General features: G+C 49.3%; 19 protein-coding genes and 1 pseudogene. 14 read left to right on the top strand and 6 right to left on the bottom strand.

The genetic code is table 11. The annotated features are described in order from the left end of the window. Nucleotides 1–5 precede the first annotated feature (5 nt). The 6 genes from PH235_RS10490 (at nt 6) to PH235_RS10460 (ending at nt 6578) form a co-directional block, all read left to right on the top strand. On the top strand, nt 6–1487 hold the full coding sequence (locus tag PH235_RS10490; protein ID WP_272162290.1) for a glutamate synthase subunit beta: 1482 nt from the start codon (nt 6–8) through the stop codon (nt 1485–1487). Nucleotides 1488–2005: 518 nt separating this feature from the next. Next, entirely contained in the window at nt 2006–3583 is a 1578-nt protein-coding gene (locus tag PH235_RS10485) for a hypothetical protein (protein ID WP_272162289.1), read from the top strand. Between the two features lie 379 nt (nt 3584–3962). After that, nucleotides 3963–4931: a tocopherol cyclase family protein gene (locus tag PH235_RS10480; RefSeq protein WP_272162288.1), complete on the top strand. Its 969-nt coding sequence runs from the start codon at nt 3963–3965 to the stop codon at nt 4929–4931. Between the two features lie 183 nt (nt 4932–5114). Further along, complete coding sequence (locus PH235_RS14565) at nt 5115–5408, top strand: VOC family protein (RefSeq protein ID WP_334223640.1); 294 nt, start codon at nt 5115–5117, stop codon at nt 5406–5408. 51 nt (nt 5409–5459) lie between these two features. Further along, nucleotides 5460–5867, top strand: a complete 408-nt coding sequence (locus PH235_RS10465) for a secondary thiamine-phosphate synthase enzyme YjbQ (protein WP_272162285.1) — start codon at nt 5460–5462, stop codon at nt 5865–5867. A gap of 87 nt (nt 5868–5954) precedes the next feature. Continuing rightward, on the top strand, nt 5955–6578 hold the full coding sequence (locus PH235_RS10460) for an NUDIX hydrolase (protein WP_272162284.1): 624 nt from the start codon (nt 5955–5957) through the stop codon (nt 6576–6578). Between the two features lie 257 nt (nt 6579–6835). Here the strand turns inward: PH235_RS10460 and PH235_RS10455 are convergent, their stop codons facing one another. Both PH235_RS10455 and PH235_RS10450 read right to left on the bottom strand, forming a co-directional pair. Then, nucleotides 6836–7210, bottom strand: coding sequence for an acyl-CoA thioesterase (locus tag PH235_RS10455; RefSeq protein ID WP_272162283.1), 375 nt, complete (start codon nt 7208–7210; stop codon nt 6836–6838). A 72-nt stretch (nt 7211–7282) separates the two neighbouring features. Next, nucleotides 7283–10714 carry a pyruvate carboxylase gene (locus PH235_RS10450; RefSeq protein ID WP_272162282.1) on the bottom strand — a complete coding sequence of 1144 codons (3432 nt, stop codon included), beginning with the start codon at nt 10712–10714 and terminating at the stop codon, nt 7283–7285. Nucleotides 10715–11168: 454 nt separating this feature from the next. On the opposite strand from PH235_RS10450, the gene gcvT reads away from it, so the two are divergent. The 4 genes from gcvT to gcvPB all read left to right on the top strand — a co-directional run bounded on the left by gcvT (nt 11169) and on the right by gcvPB (nt 15669). Beyond that, nucleotides 11169–12287 (top strand): glycine cleavage system aminomethyltransferase GcvT, encoded by a 1119-nt coding sequence (gcvT, locus tag PH235_RS10445; RefSeq protein WP_272162281.1) that lies wholly within the window; start codon nt 11169–11171, stop codon nt 12285–12287. A 188-nt stretch (nt 12288–12475) separates the two neighbouring features. Beyond that, nucleotides 12476–12871 carry a glycine cleavage system protein GcvH gene (gene gcvH, locus PH235_RS10440; protein ID WP_272162280.1) on the top strand — a complete coding sequence of 132 codons (396 nt, stop codon included), beginning with the start codon at nt 12476–12478 and terminating at the stop codon, nt 12869–12871. Nucleotide 12872: 1 nt separating this feature from the next. Beyond that, entirely contained in the window at nt 12873–14228 is a 1356-nt protein-coding gene (gene gcvPA / locus PH235_RS10435) for an aminomethyl-transferring glycine dehydrogenase subunit GcvPA (RefSeq protein WP_272162279.1), read from the top strand. Then, nucleotides 14221–15669 (top strand): aminomethyl-transferring glycine dehydrogenase subunit GcvPB, encoded by a 1449-nt coding sequence (gcvPB, locus tag PH235_RS10430; RefSeq protein WP_272162278.1) that lies wholly within the window; start codon nt 14221–14223, stop codon nt 15667–15669. The genes gcvPA and gcvPB overlap by 8 nt, the downstream gene beginning before the upstream one ends. 80 nt (nt 15670–15749) lie before the next feature. Here the strand turns inward: gcvPB and PH235_RS10425 are convergent, their stop codons facing one another. From PH235_RS10425 to PH235_RS10410, 4 genes and pseudogenes are all read right to left on the bottom strand, one after another. Further along, on the bottom strand, nt 15750–15962 hold the full coding sequence (locus tag PH235_RS10425; protein ID WP_272162277.1) for an iron-sulfur cluster biosynthesis family protein: 213 nt from the start codon (nt 15960–15962) through the stop codon (nt 15750–15752). A gap of 244 nt (nt 15963–16206) precedes the next feature. Continuing rightward, nucleotides 16207–17655 carry a transposase gene (locus PH235_RS10420; protein ID WP_272162276.1) on the bottom strand — a complete coding sequence of 483 codons (1449 nt, stop codon included), beginning with the start codon at nt 17653–17655 and terminating at the stop codon, nt 16207–16209. A gap of 216 nt (nt 17656–17871) precedes the next feature. After that, nucleotides 17872–18179, bottom strand: a pseudogene (gene tnpA / locus PH235_RS10415) (IS200/IS605 family transposase). Between the two features lie 411 nt (nt 18180–18590). Next, nucleotides 18591–19211: a DedA family protein gene (locus tag PH235_RS10410; RefSeq protein WP_411354484.1), complete on the bottom strand. Its 621-nt coding sequence runs from the start codon at nt 19209–19211 to the stop codon at nt 18591–18593. Nucleotides 19212–19460: 249 nt separating this feature from the next. Between PH235_RS10410 and PH235_RS10405 the strand changes: the two genes are divergently transcribed. Genes PH235_RS10405 through gorA form a run of 4 tightly spaced genes read left to right on the top strand, consistent with a single transcriptional unit; the run spans nt 19461 to nt 22609 of the window. Continuing rightward, the gene (locus PH235_RS10405; protein ID WP_272162275.1) at nt 19461–20039 is read left to right on the top strand and encodes a chromate transporter; all 579 of its coding nucleotides are present in this window, start codon (nt 19461–19463) and stop codon (nt 20037–20039) included. Further along, nucleotides 20036–20599, top strand: a complete 564-nt coding sequence (locus tag PH235_RS10400; protein WP_272162274.1) for a chromate transporter — start codon at nt 20036–20038, stop codon at nt 20597–20599. The genes PH235_RS10405 and PH235_RS10400 overlap by 4 nt, the downstream gene beginning before the upstream one ends. 54 nt (nt 20600–20653) lie before the next feature. Beyond that, nucleotides 20654–21226 (top strand): dihydrolipoamide dehydrogenase, encoded by a 573-nt coding sequence (locus PH235_RS10395; RefSeq protein ID WP_272162273.1) that lies wholly within the window; start codon nt 20654–20656, stop codon nt 21224–21226. A 33-nt stretch (nt 21227–21259) separates the two neighbouring features. Then, on the top strand, nt 21260–22609 hold the full coding sequence (gene gorA, locus PH235_RS10390) for a glutathione-disulfide reductase (RefSeq protein WP_272162272.1): 1350 nt from the start codon (nt 21260–21262) through the stop codon (nt 22607–22609). Nucleotides 22610–23029 lie beyond the last annotated feature (420 nt).

Genomic DNA, 23029 nt, shown 5'->3' with positions numbered 1-23029 from the left:
ATAAGATGGGAAAAGTTACTGGATTTAAGGAATATAGCCGTTCCAATTATGAAAAGATTTCTCCGGAGGTCCGCATCAAAAATTGGGGCGAGATGCGTGAAGAAACATCAGAAGAAAAAATTCGGACTCAAGCGTCCCGTTGTATGAGCTGTGGCATTCCGTTCTGTTCAGCAGGCATCATGTTGCCGAACGGGGCGTCCGGTTGCCCGCTGCACAATCTCATCCCTGAGTGGAATGACATGGTGTACCGCGGTCAATGGAAAGAAGCTTACGAACGTCTAGCATTGACCAATCCGTTTCCGGAATTCACAGGTCGTGTCTGTCCTGCTCCTTGTGAAGGATCTTGTACAGTCGGACTTATCGGTGAACCCGTTACGATCAGCAGCATCGAATACGAAATCATCGAACATGCTTTCCAGAATGGTTGGGTAAAACCGGCTAAAGCTCCGGCTACCGGCAAACGCGTTGCGGTTGTCGGATCCGGTCCTGCCGGCCTTGCGACTGCGCACTACTTGACTTCAGTCGGCCATGCGGTCACTGTCTTCGAAAGAAGCGACCGTCCGGGTGGTTTGTTGATGTACGGTATCCCAAACATGAAATTGGACAAGGATATCATCCAAAGAAGACTGGACATCCTGGAAGAAGCCGGTGTGGCATTTGTCTGCAACACCGAAATCGGCAAAGACATCAGCGCGCAAGAATTGGTCGACACGTATGATGCAGTCGTTCTATGCGGCGGCGCAACCCGCGCCCGCGGCATCAATGTCGAAGGCAATGACGCAAAAGGCGTACATATGGCCATGGACTTCCTGACTGCAAACACACAAAATATCCTTGCGGGCGAACCGCAGGAAAGCAAAATCACTGCCAAAGACAAACACGTCATCGTAATCGGTGGCGGGGATACCGGTACCGACTGTGTCGGTACTTCCATCCGTCATGGCGCGAAGAGCGTGCATCAATTCGAAATCATGCCGCAAGCACCGGACAAACGTGATGCCGATACGAATCCTTGGCCAGAATGGCCTAAAAAGCTGAAAACGGACTACGGCCAAGAAGAAGCGATCTACTTGACCGGCTCCGATCCGCGCAACTACGAGATCAACACGACGAAAGTCGAAAAGAATGAGGCAGGTGAAGTTACCGCTGTCCATACTGTACAGATCGAATGGAAACGTGATGCGTTAGGCAGAATGAATCCAGTTCCTGTCGAAGGAACCGAAAAAGTCTGGAAAGCGGACTTAGTCTTATTGGCGATGGGCTTCACCGGTCCTGAAGATACGATTCCGGATGAATTGGCTTTGAAACGCGATCTGCGCAGCAATATCCAAGCAACAGAGACCGACTACAAAACTAACGTGGAAAAAGTCTTTACATGCGGCGACATGCGCCGTGGACAAAGCTTGGTCGTGTGGGCTTTGCAAGAAGGAAAACTAGCCGCAGGCGAAGTGGACCGTTTCTTGTCAGGCGATACTGACATCTACTAATCAGTTGAAAAAACCGAAGCAACGGGGAATCGTTGCTTCGGTTTTTTTGTGCTGCTCTGGCGAGGATGCGTTTGGCCGGAGGAAAACGTCAGCTCCGGCGAGAGTGCCCTCACCAGAGAACAACTGCGCCAGTCAGCTCAGCTCCGGCGAGCGAATGTCCGCCGGAGGAGGTTGTGTTGCGGACGGCTGTACTCCGGCGAAGCCGCCGTGGTCGGAGGTGATCGTCTTTTTGGATTTTCTCCTCCGGCAGAGCACCTCCTCTCCGGAGGAAAACGTCAGCTCCGGCGGGCATCCACCTGGCCGGAGCACCCGACCATCCCGAAGTGCTGTCCTCCGGTGAAGCCGCATTTCCTGCTTTTGACCGGAGCACTGATCAAGCGTGCCAATCTGCTCCGGTTGCCTAAATAATCCGATATATTGAAATTAGAAATATAGCTCAAAAAAATGGTATAATACTAGCATCAAATCCTTAAGTGTTTAAGAGGAAAGATTCGAAGGAAAAGAAAGGGTGCAGAGTTGTGAAAAATTGGAAAAGTGTGGCGATTGCCTATGGCCTGCCAGCAGTCGTTCTTTTAGGATATTGGTATTCGGCGTTGACCCCAGTGTCGATCCAGTCACCGGAGTTTTGGACGAATATGTTTTTGTATTTAGTCGCAAGTGCAGCATTGATGAACGTCTTGGATCGGTCGAAAGCTGATAAAGTCAACAAAGTTTCTGGAGCAATCATTGGAATCAGTATTGTCTTCTTGATTGGTGGGATGCTTTTTGGTTCCCAAATTTTCAGGGCCAAAGATTACGCCAGCTTGATTACGCATACGGAAGGAAATTTTGAGGAGGACCTGACCATCACGGACCCTTCGCAGATACCGACGATCGACCGCGATATGGCGGAGCGTCTGGGGAGCCGTAAACTCGGGGAAGTCCTCAATTTAGTTTCGCAATTCGACGTCAGCACGGAATACACGCAGATCGCTTATAAAGGCGGTTCGGTCCGCGTTTCGCCATTGGAATACGTCAGCTTTTTCCGCTGGTTGAACAACCGCGCCGATGGCATTCCGCATTATGTGACCGTCGATATGGTGACGGGAGATTCTGAATTGGTGAATCTGGAGAAGAACATTCATTACTCCCATTCCGGCTTTTTCGGGGATGATATCACGCGGCATATCTTTTTCAACTATCCGACTGTAATGTTTGAAAATCCGGTCTTTGAATTGGACGAAGAGGGCAATCCGTATTACATCGCGCCTATCGTTGAAAAGAAATTCAGCTTCATGGGGCCTAAGGAAGTCGTCGGTATTTTCGTTGTGGATGCTTCCTCCGGTGACATCACGCGCTATAGCGTTGCCGATGTTCCTGATTGGGTCGATCGCGTGTTCCCGGCGAACATGGTGATGACGCAGATCAATTACAACGGGCAATACCAAGGCGGTTACCTGAACAGCGTCATCAGCAAGAAGGGTGTCATCCAAAATGCGCAGGGCTACAACTACATCGTGCTGAATGATGATCTGTATCTGTATACCGGTTTGACTTCCGTCGCGGCAGATGAATCGAATATCGGGTTTGTGCTGGTCAATTCCAGGACCAAAGAATCGAAACGCTACAACATCAGCACGGCAACCGAATGGAGTGCCATGGAGAGCGCGCAGGGATCGGTGCAGGAAAAAGGCTACATCAGCACTTTCCCGCTTTTGTTCAATATGGAAAACAAGCCGGTCTATCAGTTATCCTTGAAGGATGATGCCGGTTTGATCAAAATGTACGCCTTTGTGAATGCGACGAACTATCAGAAAGTCGGGACCGGCAATTCCTTGGCTGCTGCGTGGAACGCCTATACCGGCGGCGTCGTTTCGACAACAACCGATGAGGAAGAAGAAGTCGTCGAGACCGAAACACTCAGCGGTGCCATCACTGCTTTGGAATCAGTCGTCATCGACGGCGAAACGACTTATTACTTCACGATGGAAGGCGATGCAGAAACCATCTATATCGCTAAAGTATCCATCGACAAGCAGTTGCCGTTCATCAAAGCCGGCGACAGCGTGACGATAGAAGTGGACGGCGCACGCGTCGTATCCATCATCAAACAGTAAGAACAATCGGAAGAAGGGTCTGCCTCATTTTGAAGGTGGGCTCTTTTTTTGTTGTGCACGGGTGACTGCGATGTTGCTGTGCCGGAGGGAAAGATCAAAAAAGATCATCACCTCCGACCACGGCGGCTTCGCCGGAGTACAGCCGTCCGCTACGCAGGCAACTCCGGCGGACATTCGCTCGCCGGAGCTGAGCTGTCTGGCACAGTTGTTCTCCGATGAGCGATCCTCTCACCGGAACTGACATTCAAAAAACAACCATTGGCTAAACAACCGGATCAAACGAAAAAAATGACTTCTCTGCAAATGCAAAAAATTGACGGAACAAGGGCTGTTGTTGCATAGTAAAGGTAAGAATGCATGCGAAAGGAAGCGCTGCGCCATGGCAAACAAAGTGACCCATCCGATCCTGTTTCAAGGCGACCTGAAAAAGCAAGGTCCCTATTTTGAAGGATGGTATTTCAAAAGTGTTTCAGCAGATGAAAAGACCGTCCTTAGTCTGATTCCCGGCATTTCAATCACCGAGGAAGACCCGCACTGTTTTATCCAATATTCCTATGTCCATGTCGGAGAAGCGCTCGAAAAAGAGCTGCGGACCGGCTACATCCGCTATCCATTGTCTGCCTTTCAATATAACCAAACTCCTTTTGTGCTGAAAGTCGGCAACAGCGTCTTTTCGGAAACGCTCGTCAGCGTGCATCTCGAAGAGGATGATTTCCGGATAGAAGGCATACTGAAACTAGGGCCATTCCAAGCGGTCAAACGCACACTGGTGTCTCCATCCATCATGGGTTTCTTCGCCTACATCCCGAACATGGAATGCTACCACGGCGTCATCAGCATGAATCACGCCATCGATGGAACGGTGGCGATTGGAAATAAAACCAGTGATTTTACGGGCGGCAAAGGCTACCTCGAAAAGGACTGGGGAACGTCTTTCCCGCAGGAGTACGTCTGGATCCAGTGCAACCATTTCCGGGACGATAGGACCAGCCTCTTCTTCTCCGTGGCGAAAATCCCTTTCCGGGGTTCCTCATTCGAAGGCTTCATCTGCAATTTTATCGTGGATGGAGAGGAGTACCGTTTTGCGACCTATAACCGCAGCAAATTCACTTTGGGATTGTTGACCGATGACAGGATTGAAATCGAAGTATCCCATGCCTCCGCCTCCCTGACCATCTGCGCGGAAGTGCTCCATGGAGGGGCTTTGCTGGCGCCGACCGAACAGGGGATGAACAAAATCGTCAAAGAAGGACTTTCCGGCATCGTCACGGTTGACTTCACCGACAAAAAAACCGGAAAAAATTACCACGATGTCGGGAATGTAGCCGGTATCGAAGTCGTGCGTTAGTTGTTGGAAAATAATAAAATCGAAAGAAGGAATCCGTATGTTGACAAGCTTATTTCCTTATCTGAATTTCGACGGCAACGCCAAAGAGGCAACGCATTATTATGTTGCGGCCCTTGATGGCGAACTGCTTGGCATAACAACTTTCGGGGAGGCTCCGAAGGACGATTCCGAGGCGGCGGAAGAATTTTCCTTGCCACCTGGTGTGGAGGATCTGATCATGAATGCGCAGATCAAACTGAAGAATGGCGCCATGCTGATGATTTCCGATGTGTTCCCGGAAGGGAATTCCATACCGGAAACCATATCTCCTTGACGCTGACCTATGACGATGTGGAGGAAGCCCGGACCGTCTTCAACCGCTTGGCCGATGGTGGATCCATCGGCATGGAGCTCCAACAGACTTTCTGGAGCCCACTGTACGGCAGCCTGACGGACCGCTACGGCGTCGAATGGCAGATATCGGTGGACGGCGCGTGAGTTTCAGCTTTTCGGGAAACTGTCTGACGTTGCAGAATGGAGGGGAAGCAATTGAACCAAAATCTGTTTACATACCGCATCCAAACGAGCGGCAAACAGTCGCTGACGAACATCGATGTCTACCTCGAGGACGCTCTGGCGAAAAGCGGCGTGAAGGATGGCATCATGGTCGTCTTCTGTCCGCACACGACAGCCGCCATCACGATCAATGAGAACGCCGACCCGGATGTGCAGAAAGACATGAATTGGGGTTATACGGATACCTTTCCGAACAAGGGCAGCTATCACCATGTCGAAGGCAATTCCGATGCCCACATCAAGTCATCTTTGACTGGTGTCAGCGAAACGCTCATCGTGACGGAAGGTCGGATGCTGCTGGGTACCTGGCAAAGCATCTACTTCTGGGATTACGATGGCCCGCGCAACCGCAAATTCCATGTGAAGATCATCGCCGGATAGATTTAATAAATGTCCCGAGCGTATTATTTCGAATTCGAGATAATAACGGGTATAATGTAAGAAAAACAAGCGGTAGGTGAGGACACGATGCTGGAGGATATCAAAAAAATATTGGCGGAACACAAACCCGAGCCGATCGGGGAACAGCGCTACTTCTCCGTCCTGCTCCCTTTGATCAGGGTGGATGGGGCGCTTCATGTGCTTTATGAAGTGCGGGGCGAGCATATCTCCCAACCGGGGGATACCTCATTCCCGGGCGGCGCAGTGGAGCCTGGGGAGAGCTTTGAAGAGACGGCAATCCGGGAAACAATGGAAGAGCTGAGCATAAAAAGGGACAATATCAATATTTTGGGAGAAATGGACTATATCATGAATGAGCGCGCGATCATCCATTGCTACGTCGGCGAAATCGTCGGCGTGGACAAGGATGATATCCGCTTCAATAAAGAAGTTCAGGAAATTTTCACGGTGCCGCTTCAGTATTTCATGGATAACCGGCCGACTTACTACTCTTCAACGGTCAGGCTTGAGCACCCGGATGATTTCCCGTTCGAACTGATTCCGAACGGCAGGGACTATAAATTCAGGATCGGCGTCCATAGCGTCCCGTTCTACCATCTGGAGACCCATCGACTCTGGGGCTTCACCGCGAACCTGACCGACCGCTTCGTGAGCATATTGGAACAAAATGAAAATCAGAGCGCAGAATAAAAAGCATGAGCCCATTCATTCGAGGGCTCATGCTTTTTGCGATAGATAAAGGCGCCGTGCTTGCCTCTTCGGGTGATGAGTAACTTTGACGCATCCACCACAGTTTTCTTCCTTAAAGGCCGCTTTTGCGAAGCTGAGGGGCAGGCTGGTGCTTTGGTCGGGTTATTTTTTGGCAGAGATCCTATTTCACTTACTCAAACGCTGAAAACATGCTCCCGATAGGTTTCGAAACTGTCGTGCACATTTGGTTGGACTTTTTACAACGAAACAGGTCGGCCTTCTTCGTTCAGGAAGCAATGCTTGCTTTTGCCGGTCGTGCGCAACTCGCCAGTTGCAACATCGATGACACGGTAGGTTAGGCCTAATTTCACTCCGCTGTACGAGTCGATTTCGGTCAGGACATAGACGGAGTCTCCGAAGCGGACCATCGTTTTGTAGTGCGCTTCGACGGAAAGGACTGGGCTGATGATGCCGGCTTCTTCCAATTTAGCATAATTCGCGCCGATCTGGTCAAGGAAGTCCACGCGGGCTTCTTCGAACCAACGGATGTAATTGGAATGGTGGATGATCTTCATCTGATCCGTTTCGTAATATTGGGCGACGTGGATATAGGGTTTCAATTCATTTTCCAAAAAAAGGTTCCTCCTTGTGACAGCATTCTTTCAATAAGAAAAGGAGCAGAAATCTGCTCCTTCTTGTACATTTTATTTTGCTTCGATTTCGATCAGGAGGTCTCCGGCTTCGATCTGATCGCCGTCGATGACGTAGATCTGATCAACGACACCGTTGATTGTGGAACGGATCATTGTTTCCATCTTCATCGCTTCGGTGATCACGACTGGATCGCCTTGCGATACGCGGTCGCCGCGTTTGACGAGAACTTCCAATACAGAACCCGGCATGGTTGCGCCGACGTGTTCTTTGTTGGTAGGTTCCGCTTTTTTGCGGATCGCTTTCGTGCTGGTGATGGACATGTCTTTGACTTCAATCTCACGGCCTTGGCCATTCAGGTCGAAGTAAAGGATGCGCATCCCGTCCGAATCAGGTTCACCGATCGAGTTCAGTTTGATGATCAAGGTTTTGCCTTTTTCGATCTGAACTTCAATCTGTTCGCCCATACGCATGCCGTGGAAGAAAGTAGGGGTGTCAAGTTTTGTGACATCGCCGAACTTATCATAGACTGCGATATAATCCAGGAAGATTTGCGGGTACATCAGATAGCTGATGACATCTTCATCGCTGGCTGGACGTTGGATTTTTTCCTCCAACTCGGCTTTCAAAGCAACGAAGTCGATCGGCTCGCGCAGGCTGCCCGGTCTTACTGTGATGGCTTGTTTGCCTTTCAGGATGATTTCCTGCAATCTTTCAGGGAATCCGCCTGTAGGTTGACCCAAGTCGCCCTTGAAGAAGCTGATGACGGATTCAGGGAAGTCGATGGTTTCACCTTTTGCGTAGACATCTTCTTCATTCAGTTTGTTTTGGACCATGAAGAGGGCCATATCGCCGACAACTTTGGAGGATGGTGTCACTTTCACGATGTCGCCGAACATTTTGTTCACGTCAGCGTACATCTCTTTGACTTTATCCCACTCGTCGTTCAAGCCGACAGCATTCGCCTGTTGTTGCAGGTTCGTGTATTGTCCGCCCGGCATTTGGTGGTCGTAGACTTCTGTTGAAGTCGTTTGGATGCCGCCTTCGAATTCTTCGTAGTAGTCACGGATATCTTCCCAATAACGGTTGATTTTGTGAACGTTATGGATGTTGATGTCCGGCTCGTGTTCAGAACCTTCCAAAGCATAGTACAAGCTGCTGATGCTCGGTTGGCTGGTCGTACCGCTCATGGCACTCATGGCCACGTCAACGATGTCGACGCCGGCTTTGATCGCTTCTGAGTACGTGTAGATGCCGTTTCCGCTTGTATCATGCGTATGCAGATGGATCGGAAGGTCGACGGTATCCTTCAATTCGCTGATCAGACGGTAAGCCGCTTGCGGTTTCAAAAGACCGGCCATATCCTTGATCGCGATGATGTGTGCGCCCAATGATTCCAGCTCTTTGGCCATCTCTTTGTAGTATTGGATCGTGTATTTCGTTTGTGTAGGATCATTGATATCGCCTGTGTAACAGATGGCTGCTTCAGCGATCTTATTGTTGTCGCGCACGTACTGGATGCTTCTTTCCATCTGCTTCGTCCAGTTCAAGCTGTCGAAGATACGGAAAACATCGATTCCGTTTTTAGCGGCAAGTCTGATGAACTCTTCCAAACCGTTGTCCGGATAGTTTTGGTATCCGACTGCATTCGATCCGCGGAACAGCATCTGCAATAGCGTATCCGGCATTTGCGAGCGCAGTTTCTTCAATCGTTTCCATGGATCTTCGCTCAGGAAGCGGTAGGCCACGTCGAAGGTAGCTCCTCCCCACATTTCCGAAGAGAACAGTTGCGGAATTGCTGCTTGCGTTTCGGCTGCGATGGCTTGCATTTCGTTTGTGCGGATACGGGTAGCCAACAAGCTTTGGTGCGCGTCACGGAAAGTCGTATCCGTCAAGAGCACACGGTTTTGGTCCTTGATCCATTGGCTCACGGCTGCAGGACCTTTTTCATCCAAAATGTTTTTGGCAGTAATGATTTTTTGCTCCGGCACGACAATGTCGGTCGGGATTCTAGGCTTATCATAGAATTTCTTGTGGCCTTTTTGGATGCCCGGGAAGCCATTAACGGTAATGTTTCCGATGTACTGCATCGTTTTGTTACCACGGTCGCGCGTTTTAGGGAATTCGAACAATTCCGGCGTCGTATCGATGAACGTCGTTTTCGCATCGCCTGATACGAAAATCGGGTGCGTGATGACGTTGAACATGAACGGAATGTTCGTTTTCACGCCACGGATACGGAATTCGATCAGGGAACGTTCCATTTTGCGGACGGCTTGGTCGAATGTCGAAGCATGCACGCATAATTTAACCAATAAGGAGTCGAAGAACGGTGTTACGACCGTACCTTGGAATCCGTTACCAGCATCCAATCGGATACCGAAGCCGCCTGGAGAACGGTAAGTGTTGATTTTTCCGGTATCAGGGAAGAAATTGTTCAACGGATCTTCCGTCGTGATCCGGCATTGGATAGCAGCGCCAATCAATGGGATATTTGCCTGTTGCGGGATGCCGATTTCTTTATGCAGATCTTGTCCTTGGGCGATCAGGATCTGTGATTGCACGATATCGACTCCTGTGATCAATTCTGTGATTGTGTGCTCCACTTGGACACGCGGATTCACTTCGATGAAGTAGAATTGATCGCCTTCCAAAAGGAATTCAACAGTTCCGGCATTCACATAGCCGACGTGTTTCATCAATTGAAGTGCAGAGTTGCAGATTTCATGGCGGACTTGATCCGACATGGAAACGCATGGTGCCACTTCGACAACTTTTTGATGGCGACGTTGCACGGAGCAGTCGCGCTCGTAAAGGTGAACGATGTTGCCATGCTCATCCCCTAAAATCTGGATTTCGATGTGCTTTGGATCTTGAATATATTTTTCGACATAAATTTCATCGCTGCCGAATGCTGCCAAAGCTTCACTGCGGGCTCTTTCAAAACCTTCGCGGGCTTCTTGTTCGTTGAAGGCCATCCGCATGCCGCGTCCGCCGCCGCCTAAAGCCGCTTTGATCATGATCGGGTAGTTGTAGGTTTCCGCAAACTCAATGACTTCGTCGATGTTTGCGACTGGACCGTCCGAACCAGGGATTGACTGGATGCCGGCTTCCACAGCTGCAACTTTTGCTTTGATTTTATCGCCAAAAATGTCTAGATGTTCCAAAGAAGGGCCGATGAATTTGATGCCTTCTTCTTGACAACGTCTAGCGAAGTCGATATTTTCAGATAAGAAACCATATCCAGGATGAATGCCGTCTGCACCGGATTCTTTAGCGATGCGGATCAGGTCTTCGATGTCCAGATAGGCGTCGATAGGCTTTTTGCCTTTTCCGACCAAATAGGCTTCATCTGCTTTAAAACGGTGCACAGAACCTTCATCCTCTTGCGCATAAACGCCAACAGTAGGGATTTTCAGTTCAGTCAGTGCACGAAATACACGTATCGCGATTTCGCCGCGATTTGCAACCAAAACTTTTTTCAATATTTCCACCTCGCCAGTTTTATTAAATTCAGAAACATTTCTTATACAATGATTAAAAATGATTCGTGATTTCCGCCAAAGATGAAAATTTGGCGAGAGAAATCAATTATATCTTTTTAATTATTCATTTTACACATTATTCTGCTTGTTTACAACTACCTTTTTAAGAATCTGTTAATAATTGAGAAAAATGTCGTTTTTGGATAAAATACGAACTATATGAATCGTAATTCTTCATAACGTAAGCATATTTTTCGTAATTTGAAATGAACCATGCTATTGTGAGAATGGATTTGCGTTTAATGCGAACGATCTATTATGAGAGTATATTGCCCGTTTTCTGTGCTAAAATAGATAACAAAGGGACGTGAAGCGGTTACACGTTAATGTGACGGAAAGCCGAAAAACAGTCGTAAAAAATGCGGAATCCAGGAAAGAAAAGGGGGATTTGTACGTGAGTGAACCAACGATAGGCAAACGCACGCCATTATTTGAGTATTATAAAGCGAACGGCGTGAAGCTGATTGATTTCGGAGGCTGGGAGATGCCGATCCAATTTTCCGGAATTCTTGCCGAACATGAAGCAGTCCGTGAACGCGCCGGACTATTCGATTGTTCGCATATGGGGGAGATCGAAATATCCGGCGGGGAAGCCGAAAGCTACCTGAACGGGCTGCTGACGAATGATGTCAGCGAGATGACCATCGGACAAGCCCAATACAATGTCATGTGTTATCCGGATGGCGGGGCAGTCGACGATGTCATCTTGTTCAAAATGGACGAAGAGCGCTACCTGTTGGTCTGCAATGCTTCCAACACGGATAATGTCTATGCATGGATGCAGCAAAACAACGGATCGGAAGCGATCCTCAACAATATTTCCGACAGCATAGGCCTGCTCGCCCTGCAGGGACCGGCAGCCATCAAGATTTTGAAGGAACTGACGGAAGCCAATCTGGATGCCATCGGAAATTACCATTTCATCGCGGACCAGGAAGTGGCGGGCATTCCGCATGTCCTGATTTCCAGGACGGGCTATACCGGTGAAGACGGCTTTGAATTGTATCTGGCGAGCGAGCAGACCGCGTCTTTATGGGAAAAACTTTTGGCAGCTGGGGAGGCCTACGGTGTGTTGCCTTGCGGGCTCGGTTCGCGGGACACGCTTCGCCTGGAAGCAGGGATGCCGCTCTACGGCCATGAATTGTCCGAGGAAATCAATCCGTTGGCGGCTGGGCTGGGATTTGCGGTCAAAACGAAAAAAACGAGCGATTTTATCGGCAAAGCGGCCTTGACGGCAATCCGCGAAAACGGATCATCCGAAAAGATCGTCGGTTTCGAAGCAACCGAAAGAGGGATCCCACGCGAAGGATACAAAGTTTTTTCCTTGGACGGGGAGGAAATCGGAATCGTCACTTCCGGAACGCAATCGCCGACTTTGAAGAAAAGTATCGGGATGGCCTTGGTGAAGTCGGAAGCGGCCGCCATCGGCACAGAAATCCAGATCGAAATACGCAACAAACGCATCCAAGCGACAATCATTCCGAAACCATTTTATAAAAGAAAGAAAAGCTGAACGGGTTCGTTCAGCCCTGAAAGAAATTTAGGAAATCGTGCCGACTGAGCATCGTAGAGCGCAATAGGTACGATTTATATAATTTCCGAAGGGCTTACCCGTGAAGCTAGCCATCATTATTGAATAAGGATAAATTTTATAATTCTCTATAACAATAAACCAGCGCACTGCGCGGAAGGATGATCAACATGGCAGACCACAAAAATTTTTATTACACAAAAGAGCATGAATGGGTAGAAAAAATCACGGATGATACGGTACGCATCGGCATTACGGAACATGCGGCGGAACAACTGGGCGACATCGTGTTCGTCGATTATGTTGCCGATCTGGATGCGGAATTGGCCAAAGGGGACGAAGCGGTCACTGTTGAATCCGTAAAATCCGTTTCGGAAGTGTATGCGCCGGTTTCCGGAACAATAATCAAACAGAACGAGGCTTTGGCTGATGCGCCAGAAACCGTCAATGCGGAAGCTTTTGCAGGTGGCTGGATGTACGAAATGCGCTTGAGCGATGCCAGCGAATTGGATGAATTGTTGAGCTACGAAGAGTACGAAGCATTCGTGGCCGAGGAGGAAGCATAAGATGACTGAGGAGCAATTCCGTTATTTACCGGATACAGCCGAAGACGAGAAGGAAATGCTGGCTGTCATCGGGGTCAAAAGCATGGAGGACCTGTTCACGGATATCCCTGAAGAGATCCGCCAGAAGGAAGAATTGGCGATTCCGTCTGCCGTCTCCGAATCGGAACTATTGAAGCAAATGAAAGCTTTGGCCGAAAAAAACGTCAGCGCCGGGCAGATGCCGATCTTCATGGGCGCCGGAACCTACGATCATTACATTCCGAGCGTGGTTGATGCAGTGATTTCGCGCTCCGAATTCTATACAGCCTATACACCCTATCAGGCGGAAGCCAGTCAAGGGGAGCTGCAGGCGATTTTTGAATTCCAATCGATGATCAGCGAATTGACCGGGATGGAAGCGACAAACTCTTCCTTATATGATGGATTCGCTTCCTTGAGTGAAGCAGTCGGTTTGGCAGCGGCAGTCACGAAACGGAACGAAATCGTGCTTTCACAAGCGGTCCATCCGAATGCCCGTGCCGTCATCCACGCCGCCGCAAAAGGTCGCGGTCTGGATGTCATCGAAGTGTTGATGGAGAAGGACGTCACCAATTTCAATGTCACAAGATGCCTGACGACTCCGGATACCGCTGCGATCGTAGTCCAATACCCGAATTTCTTCGGATCGGTGGAAGATTTGGCTGTTGTTAAAAAGATCGCCGAAGACAAAGGGGCGCTGTTGATCGTGATGGCCAATCCGTTGGCGCTGGGAATCCTCGAAGCGCCCGGCAATTTGGGTGCGGATATCGTTGTCGGCGACACGCAGCCTTTCGGTTTGCCGATGTCATTCGGCGGCCCGCACTGCGGTTACTTCTCCGTTAATCAAAAGCATATCCGCAAAGTTCCCGGCAGAATCGTCGGGGAAACCGTGGATGCGGCTGGGGAGCGCGCCTTTGTGTTGACGCTCCAAAGCAGGGAGCAGCATATCCGCCGCGAAAAAGCGACATCCTACATGAGTTCGAACCAAGCCTTGAATGCGTTGGCTTCCGCCGTCTGCATGGCGGCCCTCGGGAAGCAGGGCGTCCAGGAAATGGCGCAGCTGAACGTCGACAAAGCGGCTTATTTTGCCCAAGCTTTGCAGGCTAAAGGCTTCGCGATCCTGAACCAAGCGCCATTCTTCAATGAGTTCGTCATCGATCTGTCTTTCCCAGCCGAAGAAGCCAACCGCGCTCTGCTGGAGGCGGGAATCATCGGCGGTTACAGCTTGGCGGAGACTTATCATAAGCCGAATCAGCTGTTGGTTTGTGCCACCGAAAAACGCACGAAGGAAGAAATCGACCGATTCATTGCGGTATTGGAGGGTATGAACCATGCGTAAAACGAAAAATGTGATCTTTGAATTAAGCCGTCCGGGTCGCGTCGGCTACACCCTGCCGAAAAGCGATGTCCCGAAAACGGACTTCAAAGCAAAACTGCCGGAGCATCTTGTCCGCAAACAGCCAGCCGAACTGCCTGAAATCAGCGAACTGCAACTGATGCGCCATTACACCAACCTTTCCCAGGATAATTTCGGCGTGGAAAACGGCTTTTATCCGCTGGGATCCTGCACAATGAAATACAATCCGAAAATCAATGAGGTGACCGCCCGCTTGGACGGGTTCGCCAACATCCACCCGTATCAACCGGTGGAGACCGTCCAAGGCGCACTGCAACTGATGCATGAGCTGCAGGATGATCTGGCAGTCATCACCGGCATGGATGGCGTTTCTTTGCAGCCGGCAGCCGGAGCGCACGGCGAATGGACCGGATTGATGATGGTGCGGGCTTACCATGAAAAGAATGGCGACCTGCAGCGCACAAAAGTCTTCGTGCCGGATAGTGCGCATGGCACCAATCCATCCAGCGCGCATATCGCGGGCTTCGATGTGGTAAGCATCCCATCGACCGCTGAAGGGTTGGTCGATCTCGAAGCCTTGCGCAACGCAGTCGATGACCAGACTGCCGCCTTGATGCTGACGAATCCGAATACGTTGGGCCTTTTTGAACGCGACATCGTCCAGATTGCCGAAATCATCCACGGAGCCGGCGGATTGCTGTATTACGACGGAGCGAACCTGAACGCAATCCTCAGCAAAACGACGCCGGGCACGATGGGCTTCGATATCGTCCACCTGAACCTGCACAAGACTTTCAGCACGCCGCATGGCGGTGGCGGACCGGGAGCCGGTCCGGTAGGCGTAAAAGCTTATCTCAAGGAGTTCTTGCCGATCCCGAGAGTGGAGAAGACGGAAGAAGGCTATGTGCTGAACAGCAATCATCCCGCTTCGATTGGGCCGGTCAAAGGCTATTACGGCAACTTCGGCGTCCTTGTCAGAGCCTATACCTACATCCGCACAATGGGTCCAGTCGGCTTGCGCAAAGTTTCTGAGAGCGCCGTATTGCATGCGAATTATTTGCGCAAGCTTCTCGAGAACGATTTCGACACGCCTTATCCGGTCATCTGCAAGCACGAATTCGTCCTTTCTGGCAACCGCCAGAAGAAAGGCGGCGTGCGGACATTGGATATGGCTAAACGCTTGTTGGATTACGGCTACTATGCTCCGACCGTCTATTTCCCGCTGATCGTCGAGGAAGCCTTGATGATCGAGCCGACGGAAACCGAGAGCAAAGAAACGCTCGATGACTTCGCGAACGCGCTGATCGCGATTGCGCGCGAAGCCGCCGAAACGCCGGAAACCGTCACCCAGGCCCCGCATCAGACATCTGTCAGACGACTGGATGAAGTGCGCGCTGCCAGGGTGATCAAGGTAAAATACTGAATGGGTTAAATCAAAAGAACAGCCCCCGCTTATCCATTGATTAATGGATCGGCGGGGGCTGTTCGTTGTCTGCGACGTGATTATTGTGCGACAGTCTGTTCCAGCAACAGGTTCATGTTCAGGAAGCCGCGCTCGCTCTTCAGTTGGAGGGCTCGCAGACGCTCATTAAAATCGACGACATTGTCACTGTCGAGGAAAACCAGCGCCCATTTTTGAGCAGGGACAGGTCCGATGTTTTTGAAGTTGTAATATTTTTGGATTTCCGTGATGGCGGAATCGGTAAAACTGACCACTCCCCATGACTGAAGTCAGGGGGTTCTGAGAGATAGCGCACAGTTGTAGCTATCTACGTTTCTGCTCATAAGACTTTCAAACTTGTGGTCGAAAGGCCATAGGGCCACTAGCGTATTTATTCTCGGAACTTCGCGGGGCTAGTGCGTATAGCTCGGTACTACTCTGACTCAGCCAAGAATGACCTGTCGTGTACTTTCGGCACCCGCTGTTTACGTCCGTGCAGTCAATCGGACGGGTTTGCATTTATGCGACAAACCAACGCAATGTTTTACTTTGGGAACAACATAATCGTTCCACTTCTTGGTTATGCAGTTTGACAAAGTTCTCCCATTTACGATTGCACAAGTCTACGTCAACACTGTCCAGACTGTCCGTTGTATTTCCAATTAAAAATCCGCTGTAGAGATCGCGTTGGATTGGTACACCCAGGATGTCCGCATTCCAGCGCTCATTGAGTTGTTTCTTTGTATACTCGCCGGTTGCATGATTGAATTGACTTGCTTTCGTTGCGCAAGTATCGATTTTCTGTAAGGGCCGGTTTTGATAGCCTAGTTTTCGGGCGACAATCTCCAGAAGCAAGGCAGGGCCATGGACCTGAATGGACTTGCCAAAGCGTTTCTTTTTGTTGATTTTGCCGTTTTGTTTGTTTCGTGTTGTTTTTTTGGCACGTTTCTGCAGCGATTGAAACCTCATGGTTTCAACCCGGATATCCGAACCCAGTGCCAAAATGTCATTCGCCAGTTGTTCGTGCGCTTGTTTCCTTTTGCGGGCAATCTTACGATGTCTGTCTTTCCGTTTTGCTTTGAGCTTCAGGTAACGCTTTGAAAAGATCCACCGGGCCCCGATTTTCGCAACTCCATTTTCTTTGAAATTATCGGGATTGGTTGCTCGTTTTGACCGATCCATGGCGCGCTCGATGCGGCGAAGTTCTTTCGCATCTTCGTTGATTTCAGGTGCCAGTTCACGTAGGGTCACGCGTTCATCCGAAACGATTGCGATTGTGGACGTACCGATATCCAACCCAACTCGTAGGTTGTCTTCAGCAATAAGCTTTCGATTCCGTTTCTGTGGGGGATAGCCTTCCTGCACGAATTGGACAAAGTAGCGTTGTTTGCCGCGGATTTCCCGTCTGATTATCCGGCAATACTTGGTTCGATCCATCAGAGCAAGGTGTGCGTATACGTCATTTGGTTTGAGTAGGTAGTCAAACACGTTGCCACGGCCAAATGTAATGTATCCTTCTTTGCGTTTGATCGTGGAATTATTGGACTTTCCTTCGATGCTTATGTTATCCAATTGAGACTTGAAATGTACGCGATCGGCTTGACCATAGTTAATTTTTTCTACTGCCTGGAAAGCACGCGTAGCCAGTTTTTGGCACTCATCAATACCGAGAGAACCAAAGTGATGTTTGGACGCAACGACAAATGCATGCAGTTGGTATTCGGAATACCCATAGGCAAGTTCGATGCCACGAAGTGCCTTCACGCGATCCACACCGCCTTTTTCTGCGACCAATTCGCGATAGGTTTTGTCGGCACGCACGGCTTTCAAACGTTTGAGTGCTTCGCCCAAACAGGTATTGTAGATTGCTTTTGCGATTCGCATTTTCTTTTCCAGGAAATCACGTTGTCGTTTGTTTACCTGCAGTTCGAGTTCCAACACATAACTCGGTGTTTTCGCTTTTGCCATCCGGGTTCAGCTCCTTTAGTCGTCGTTCCACCGACGGTCTCTCGTGCAGTTTCAGCGGTTGGATCGGACAGCGGAAGGATTGGTTTGGACTAGCATACAGGTGCATCATTTGAAAGAAAGAGACCTAAGGTCGTAGTATGTTGCTAAATTTGAATAGGCTTTCTTTGGCTGGGAAAAAGCTTCGATTGCCTTCTAAAGATAGGATACGCATTTTGTTCAGACATTCTTTTGGTTTTCGATATATTTTTGGATTGTTTCCTCGTCGATATGTCCAATGGAACTTGAGAAATAACTGCGGATCCAGAGGCTCGGCAAGCGCGATTTCAGAGATGGTAATTCTTTGCGCAGGATACTGGCAGACTGTCCCTTGAAATCCTTAATGATTTTATGTAGTAACAAACGTGGATCGAAATCGATGAAGAGATGCACATGGTCCGGCATAATCTCAAGGGCTTTTATTCCAAACCCTTTTCTGTTGCAATCTCATAAAGGACTTCTTTCAAGCGTTCCGCTATGTCATCCACCAAAACCGGGCGGCGATATTTCGGACAGAAGACAATATGGAACTGATTCTTATAGACGATCCCTTTTTTATGGGTGTATGTCTCTTTAACCACTGGTGCCACAACCGTTCTGTTAAGTTTATTGTACCGTATATGAGTAATTTGTTAAATAATTAACTACCTTGATTTTGGGGTACTATAGGTGTGTCAACAAGAATTTTTGAGAAATCCCCTGTTTTCGAGCCAACTAAATGTAGCCTGAATCCAGAACCGCAATTCCTCCCCTCGATTGAAGTCGATGGCTTCCTTGCCTAATACTTGTAACGGTTCGGGCAAACTGCCTATCCGGTTCTGTTTTCTTACAAGAACTATATGATATATCATTCAAAAATCAAAAAAAGCCATCTTCCAAATGGAGGATGGCCAGGCTTATCAGTCTGCTTTTACGGTCTGTTTTCGTTTGCGGATATACCAAATGATGACGGCGATCCCGATAATGCCAAGGATGACGTAGGCGACATTGGAATAGATGTCCATGTAATGGACGATCGTTTCCCATTGCGAGCCGACAGCCGCGCCCAGGTAGATCAGGACGGTGTTCCAGATGACGGTACCGACAGTCGTGAACAGAAGGAAAAGGCCGAAGTTCATGTTGGCCATTCCGGCAGGCAATGAAATCAAGCTCCGGATCAACGGCACGAAGCGGCAGAAGAAAACCGTCCAGAAGCCATAGCGGTCGAACCACGAATCCGCTTTGTGGATATCAGCATGTGTGATGCGCAGGATGTTGCCGTACTTATCGACGATTTTGTCCAATCTTTCGACATCCAAAAGGGTACCGATACCATAAAGAATCGCAGCCCCGACTACTGCACCGATTGTTGCAGCGACAATCATCAAGGGAATGTTGAGCTCCGTAGTGGTTGTCATAAACCCGCCAAAAGTCAAGATGACCTCAGAAGGGATCGGCGGAAAAAGGTTTTCGATCATAATCAAAAATGCTACACCTAAGTAGCCAAATTGCTCCATAATGCTTTGAATCCAAGCTTCGATAGTGATTCACTCCTCAAAAATTAGTTCTATATTATTCCAATGTTCTAATCTAACTATACACGAAGCACCGGCATTTTCAATTTATTTTGAATAATCTTAAGAAAATCCTATTGGAATGATCGCTGCTCAATCATGTCCACGACCAGTTTGGACGCGCATTTGCCGAATCGTTCTTTTTACATCGAAAGCCAATTTTGGTAGAATCAAAGGTATATGGGTTGAAAATAATGAAGAGGTGGGGGAGATTCTTTGGCAAATAAAGAAAAGTCAGGCCGATTGTTTTGGATGCTGTTCAAATCAACGTTTGTGCTGAGCGCATTCACTTTCGGCGGCGGGTACGTCATCGTGCCGTTGATGCAAAAGAAATTCGTGGAGGAACTCAAATGGATCGAGGCGGATGAAATGCTGGATCTGGTCGCTTTAGGGCAGTCCGCGCCCGGTGCGATCGCCGTCAACACGTCCATTCTGGTAGGCTACCGGATGGCGGGATTGCTGGGGGCTTTGGTGACTGTCTTCGGGACGGTTACACCGCCGCTGATCATCATCACGCTCATATCCTATTTCTACATGAATTTCCGTGAAAATCCGATCGTGGATGCTTTGATGATCGGGATGCAGGCCGGTGTGGCGGCAGTCATCGTCAATGTCGTCATCGGCATGGTCAGCGGCGTCGTCAAACAACGGGACATCATCAACACACTACTGTTGATTTCAGCATTCATCGCTTCTTACTTTTTTGATGTCCACGTTGTCCTGATCATTTTCCTGGCAGGGCTGGTCGGTTTCATCAATCTGAGCTACCGCGCGAAGATGGGGGTGGGCAAATGATTTATCTGCAATTATTCTGGTCTTTTTTCCAGATCGGCTTATTCACAATCGGAGGGGGCTATGCTTCCTTGCCGCTGATCCGGGATGAAATCGTCGTGAACCAGGGCTGGCTGACGATGCAGGAATACACGGACATCATCACGATTTCGCAGATCACGCCAGGCCCGATCGCCATCAATTCAGCGACTTTCGTGGGCACAAAGGTGGGCGGTTTTGCGGGAGCGATCATCGCGACGCTGGGTACGGTCACGCCTTCGATCATCCTATCGCTGATTTTGGCATGGGCCTACTATAAGTACCGCGACATCAAAATCATGCAGGGGATCCTCGGCGGGCTTCGTCCGGCAGTTGTGGCTTTGATTGCTACGGCAGGACTGGCGCTCTTTGTGGCTGCCTTATTCCAATCCGGCGGGACAGCAATCGGCGGAATCACAATCAACTTCCTCGCGGTGGCGATCTTCCTTGCGGCACTGTATGCGCTCCGGACCACAAAAATCGATTCGATTTGGCTGATACTCGTATCGGGAGCCGTGAGCATCCTCTTCCATTTTTTCAGTTGACAGGGTGTATAATAAAAAGATAGCTCATTCGCTTTGTCAAGAAAGGAACTAGTCATGACGTCAAATCATTCAGATAAAAAGCTTCAGTCCAAAAAGAGTTTGCCAAAGAAATGGAACGGTCTGAAACCGTCACGCTTCGCGAAGTACCGCAGTTGGATCAACAGCGGCAGCCCGGGAATCTGCGGAACTTATTGCAGCGCCGTGCTGGTCCATGATGCGGTTCTGCATAAATACAAGCATTCCCTTGATAAAGATACCTTGCTGGCAGGTTTATTGACGGTCGTTGACGAATTTATGCCCTACAAAGGCACCTTCTTCTGGGATGTGCAACACGGCCTGAAAGTCTTGCTGGCAGATATTCCTGACTGGATTGTAAAATCGGGCCTCATCACGGAAAAAATCGTACCAGCCCTGTTGGATCGCCCGGATCCGGTACCTGTCATAGTCGGAACGACGCGTCTGTTCAACAGCAAGTACAAGAACCATTGGGTGGTCGTCTATGCTTACGGCTACAACGAAGACGGAAAGCTTTACTATAAGGCTTACGATAACCACGGCCGCTACCAGGCCATTTTGCCGGCATCGCAGACGATCGGTTGTGTCTGGTTGGAAGAGAGAAAAAAATAATTAGAATACATAGCTATTATTGGGAGGAAAAAGATGAGGGAATATGATTTTATCGCCATCGGAGGAGGCAGCGGCGGCATTGCGACGATGAACCGAGCATCAGAATATGGTGCCAAAACAGCTGTTATTGAAGGGAATTTATTGGGGGGAACCTGTGTGAACATCGGTTGCGTACCGAAAAAAATCATGTGGTATGCATCCCAAATATCCGAGGCGATCCACAAATACGGACCCGATTACGGGTTCGCTACTGGCGCGCATAAAATCGACTTCCCGACCTTATTGAAGAACCGGGATGCCTACGTCGAGCGCTCCCGCAATTCCTATCAAGCGGGCTTCGAACGCCGTAATGTCGATGTGATCGAAGGCTTCGCCAAATTCGTCGACAACCATACCGTTAAAGTGAACGGGGAGCTGATCCGCTCCAAGCATATCCTGATTGCGACCGGCGCAAAACCGATCCGCCCACGGATTCCTGGAGCGAAACTCGGCGACGTTTCCGATACGTTCTTCGAATGGACCGAATTGCCGGAAAAAGTCGCTGTTGTCGGTGCGGGTTACATTGCCATCGAATTGGCCGGCGTGCTGCACAATCTGGGCGTGGATACGCATCTTTATGTCCGCTACGATTCGCCGTTGCGCAAATACGATGACATCATCATCGAAGGCCTGATGCAGGAAATCGAAAATGACGGTCCGACGCTTCACACGCATGCCGTATCGAAAGCTGTCGAAAAGAATGCGGACGGCACTTTGACGCTGCATCTCGAGGACGGCAGATCGGAAGTTTTCGACAAAATCATCTGGGCCATCGGACGGACCGCCAACATCGACGGTCTCAATATCGAAGCGACGGATGTGAAAGTCAGCGACAAAAAGTTCATCATCGTCGACGAATACGAGAACAGCTCTGTCGATGGCATCTATGCAGTCGGGGACGTAACCGGCAAGAACATGCTGACGCCGGTAGCGATCGCAGCCGGACGCAGACTTTCGGAACGCCTGTTCAACAACAAGCCAAACGAAAAGCTGGACTACGACAACATCCCGACCGTTATCTTCAGCCACCCGCCAATCGGCAGCATCGGATTGAGCGAAAAAGACGCCATAGCGAAGTTTGGTGCTGATCAGGTGAAAGTATACAAATCCACCTTCGCATCCATGTACACGGCTGTTACAGCCCATCGCCAGCTTGTGAAGATGAAACTGGTCTGCGTGGGTGAAAATGAAAAAGTCGTCGGCCTCCATGGCATCGGTTATGGCGTCGATGAAATGATCCAAGGCTTCGCGGTAGCCATCAAAATGGGCGCCACAAAAGCCGACTTCGACAACACCGTAGCCATCCATCCCACTGGAGCGGAAGAATTCGTGACTATGAGATAAAAAATTGAGAAATTCCGATTCATTCATCGTTCGTTGGAGAAAACGGATGGCAATAAAAAAGATAACACAACTCTTTACCTGGGTACCTGTATAATTAACAATTTTCAAATTTTCAAATAACAAATTTTCAAATAACAACTTTTGATTTGCTTTTTTCTTCCCCGTCGTTTATATTGAATAAGAACTGAATAGAAGTTTTCCGTAAGGGAGTAACTAGCAGCCATGCTGCGGTAATGCCAACAGTAAGTAGATCCGACAGGGTCTGCTGGTTTTACCTTAAATAGTGAGACTTACGCCTACCGATTCTTGAGAAAGACGGTAGCGCGTAAGTCTCTTTTTTGTTACTCAGTTGCGGAAGAAAGTGGGGATGAAATCGGAAAAAGCTTAACGCAGCAATAGTTGAAATCAATGCAACGGGGA

The organism is Trichococcus sp. K1Tr (assembly GCF_028309625.1).
Classification (GTDB): domain Bacteria; phylum Bacillota; class Bacilli; order Lactobacillales; family Aerococcaceae; genus Trichococcus.
This window is presented reverse-complemented; position numbering and strand designations above follow the sequence as displayed.

Coding starts and splice junctions, on each gene's coding strand:
- PH235_RS10490 (WP_272162290.1), top strand. CDS start 6: ATGGGAAAAGTTACTGGATTTAAGGAATATAGCCGTTCCAATTATGAA.
- PH235_RS10480 (WP_272162288.1), top strand. CDS start 3,963: ATGGCAAACAAAGTGACCCATCCGATCCTGTTTCAAGGCGACCTGAAA.
- PH235_RS10460 (WP_272162284.1), top strand. CDS start 5,955: ATGCTGGAGGATATCAAAAAAATATTGGCGGAACACAAACCCGAGCCG.
- gcvH (WP_272162280.1), top strand. CDS start 12,476: ATGGCAGACCACAAAAATTTTTATTACACAAAAGAGCATGAATGGGTA.
- gcvPA (WP_272162279.1), top strand. CDS start 12,873: ATGACTGAGGAGCAATTCCGTTATTTACCGGATACAGCCGAAGACGAG.
- gcvPB (WP_272162278.1), top strand. CDS start 14,221: ATGCGTAAAACGAAAAATGTGATCTTTGAATTAAGCCGTCCGGGTCGC.
- PH235_RS10420 (WP_272162276.1), bottom strand. CDS start 17,655: ATGGCAAAAGCGAAAACACCGAGTTATGTGTTGGAACTCGAACTGCAG.
- PH235_RS10400 (WP_272162274.1), top strand. CDS start 20,036: ATGATTTATCTGCAATTATTCTGGTCTTTTTTCCAGATCGGCTTATTC.
- PH235_RS10395 (WP_272162273.1), top strand. CDS start 20,654: ATGACGTCAAATCATTCAGATAAAAAGCTTCAGTCCAAAAAGAGTTTG.
- gorA (WP_272162272.1), top strand. CDS start 21,260: ATGAGGGAATATGATTTTATCGCCATCGGAGGAGGCAGCGGCGGCATT.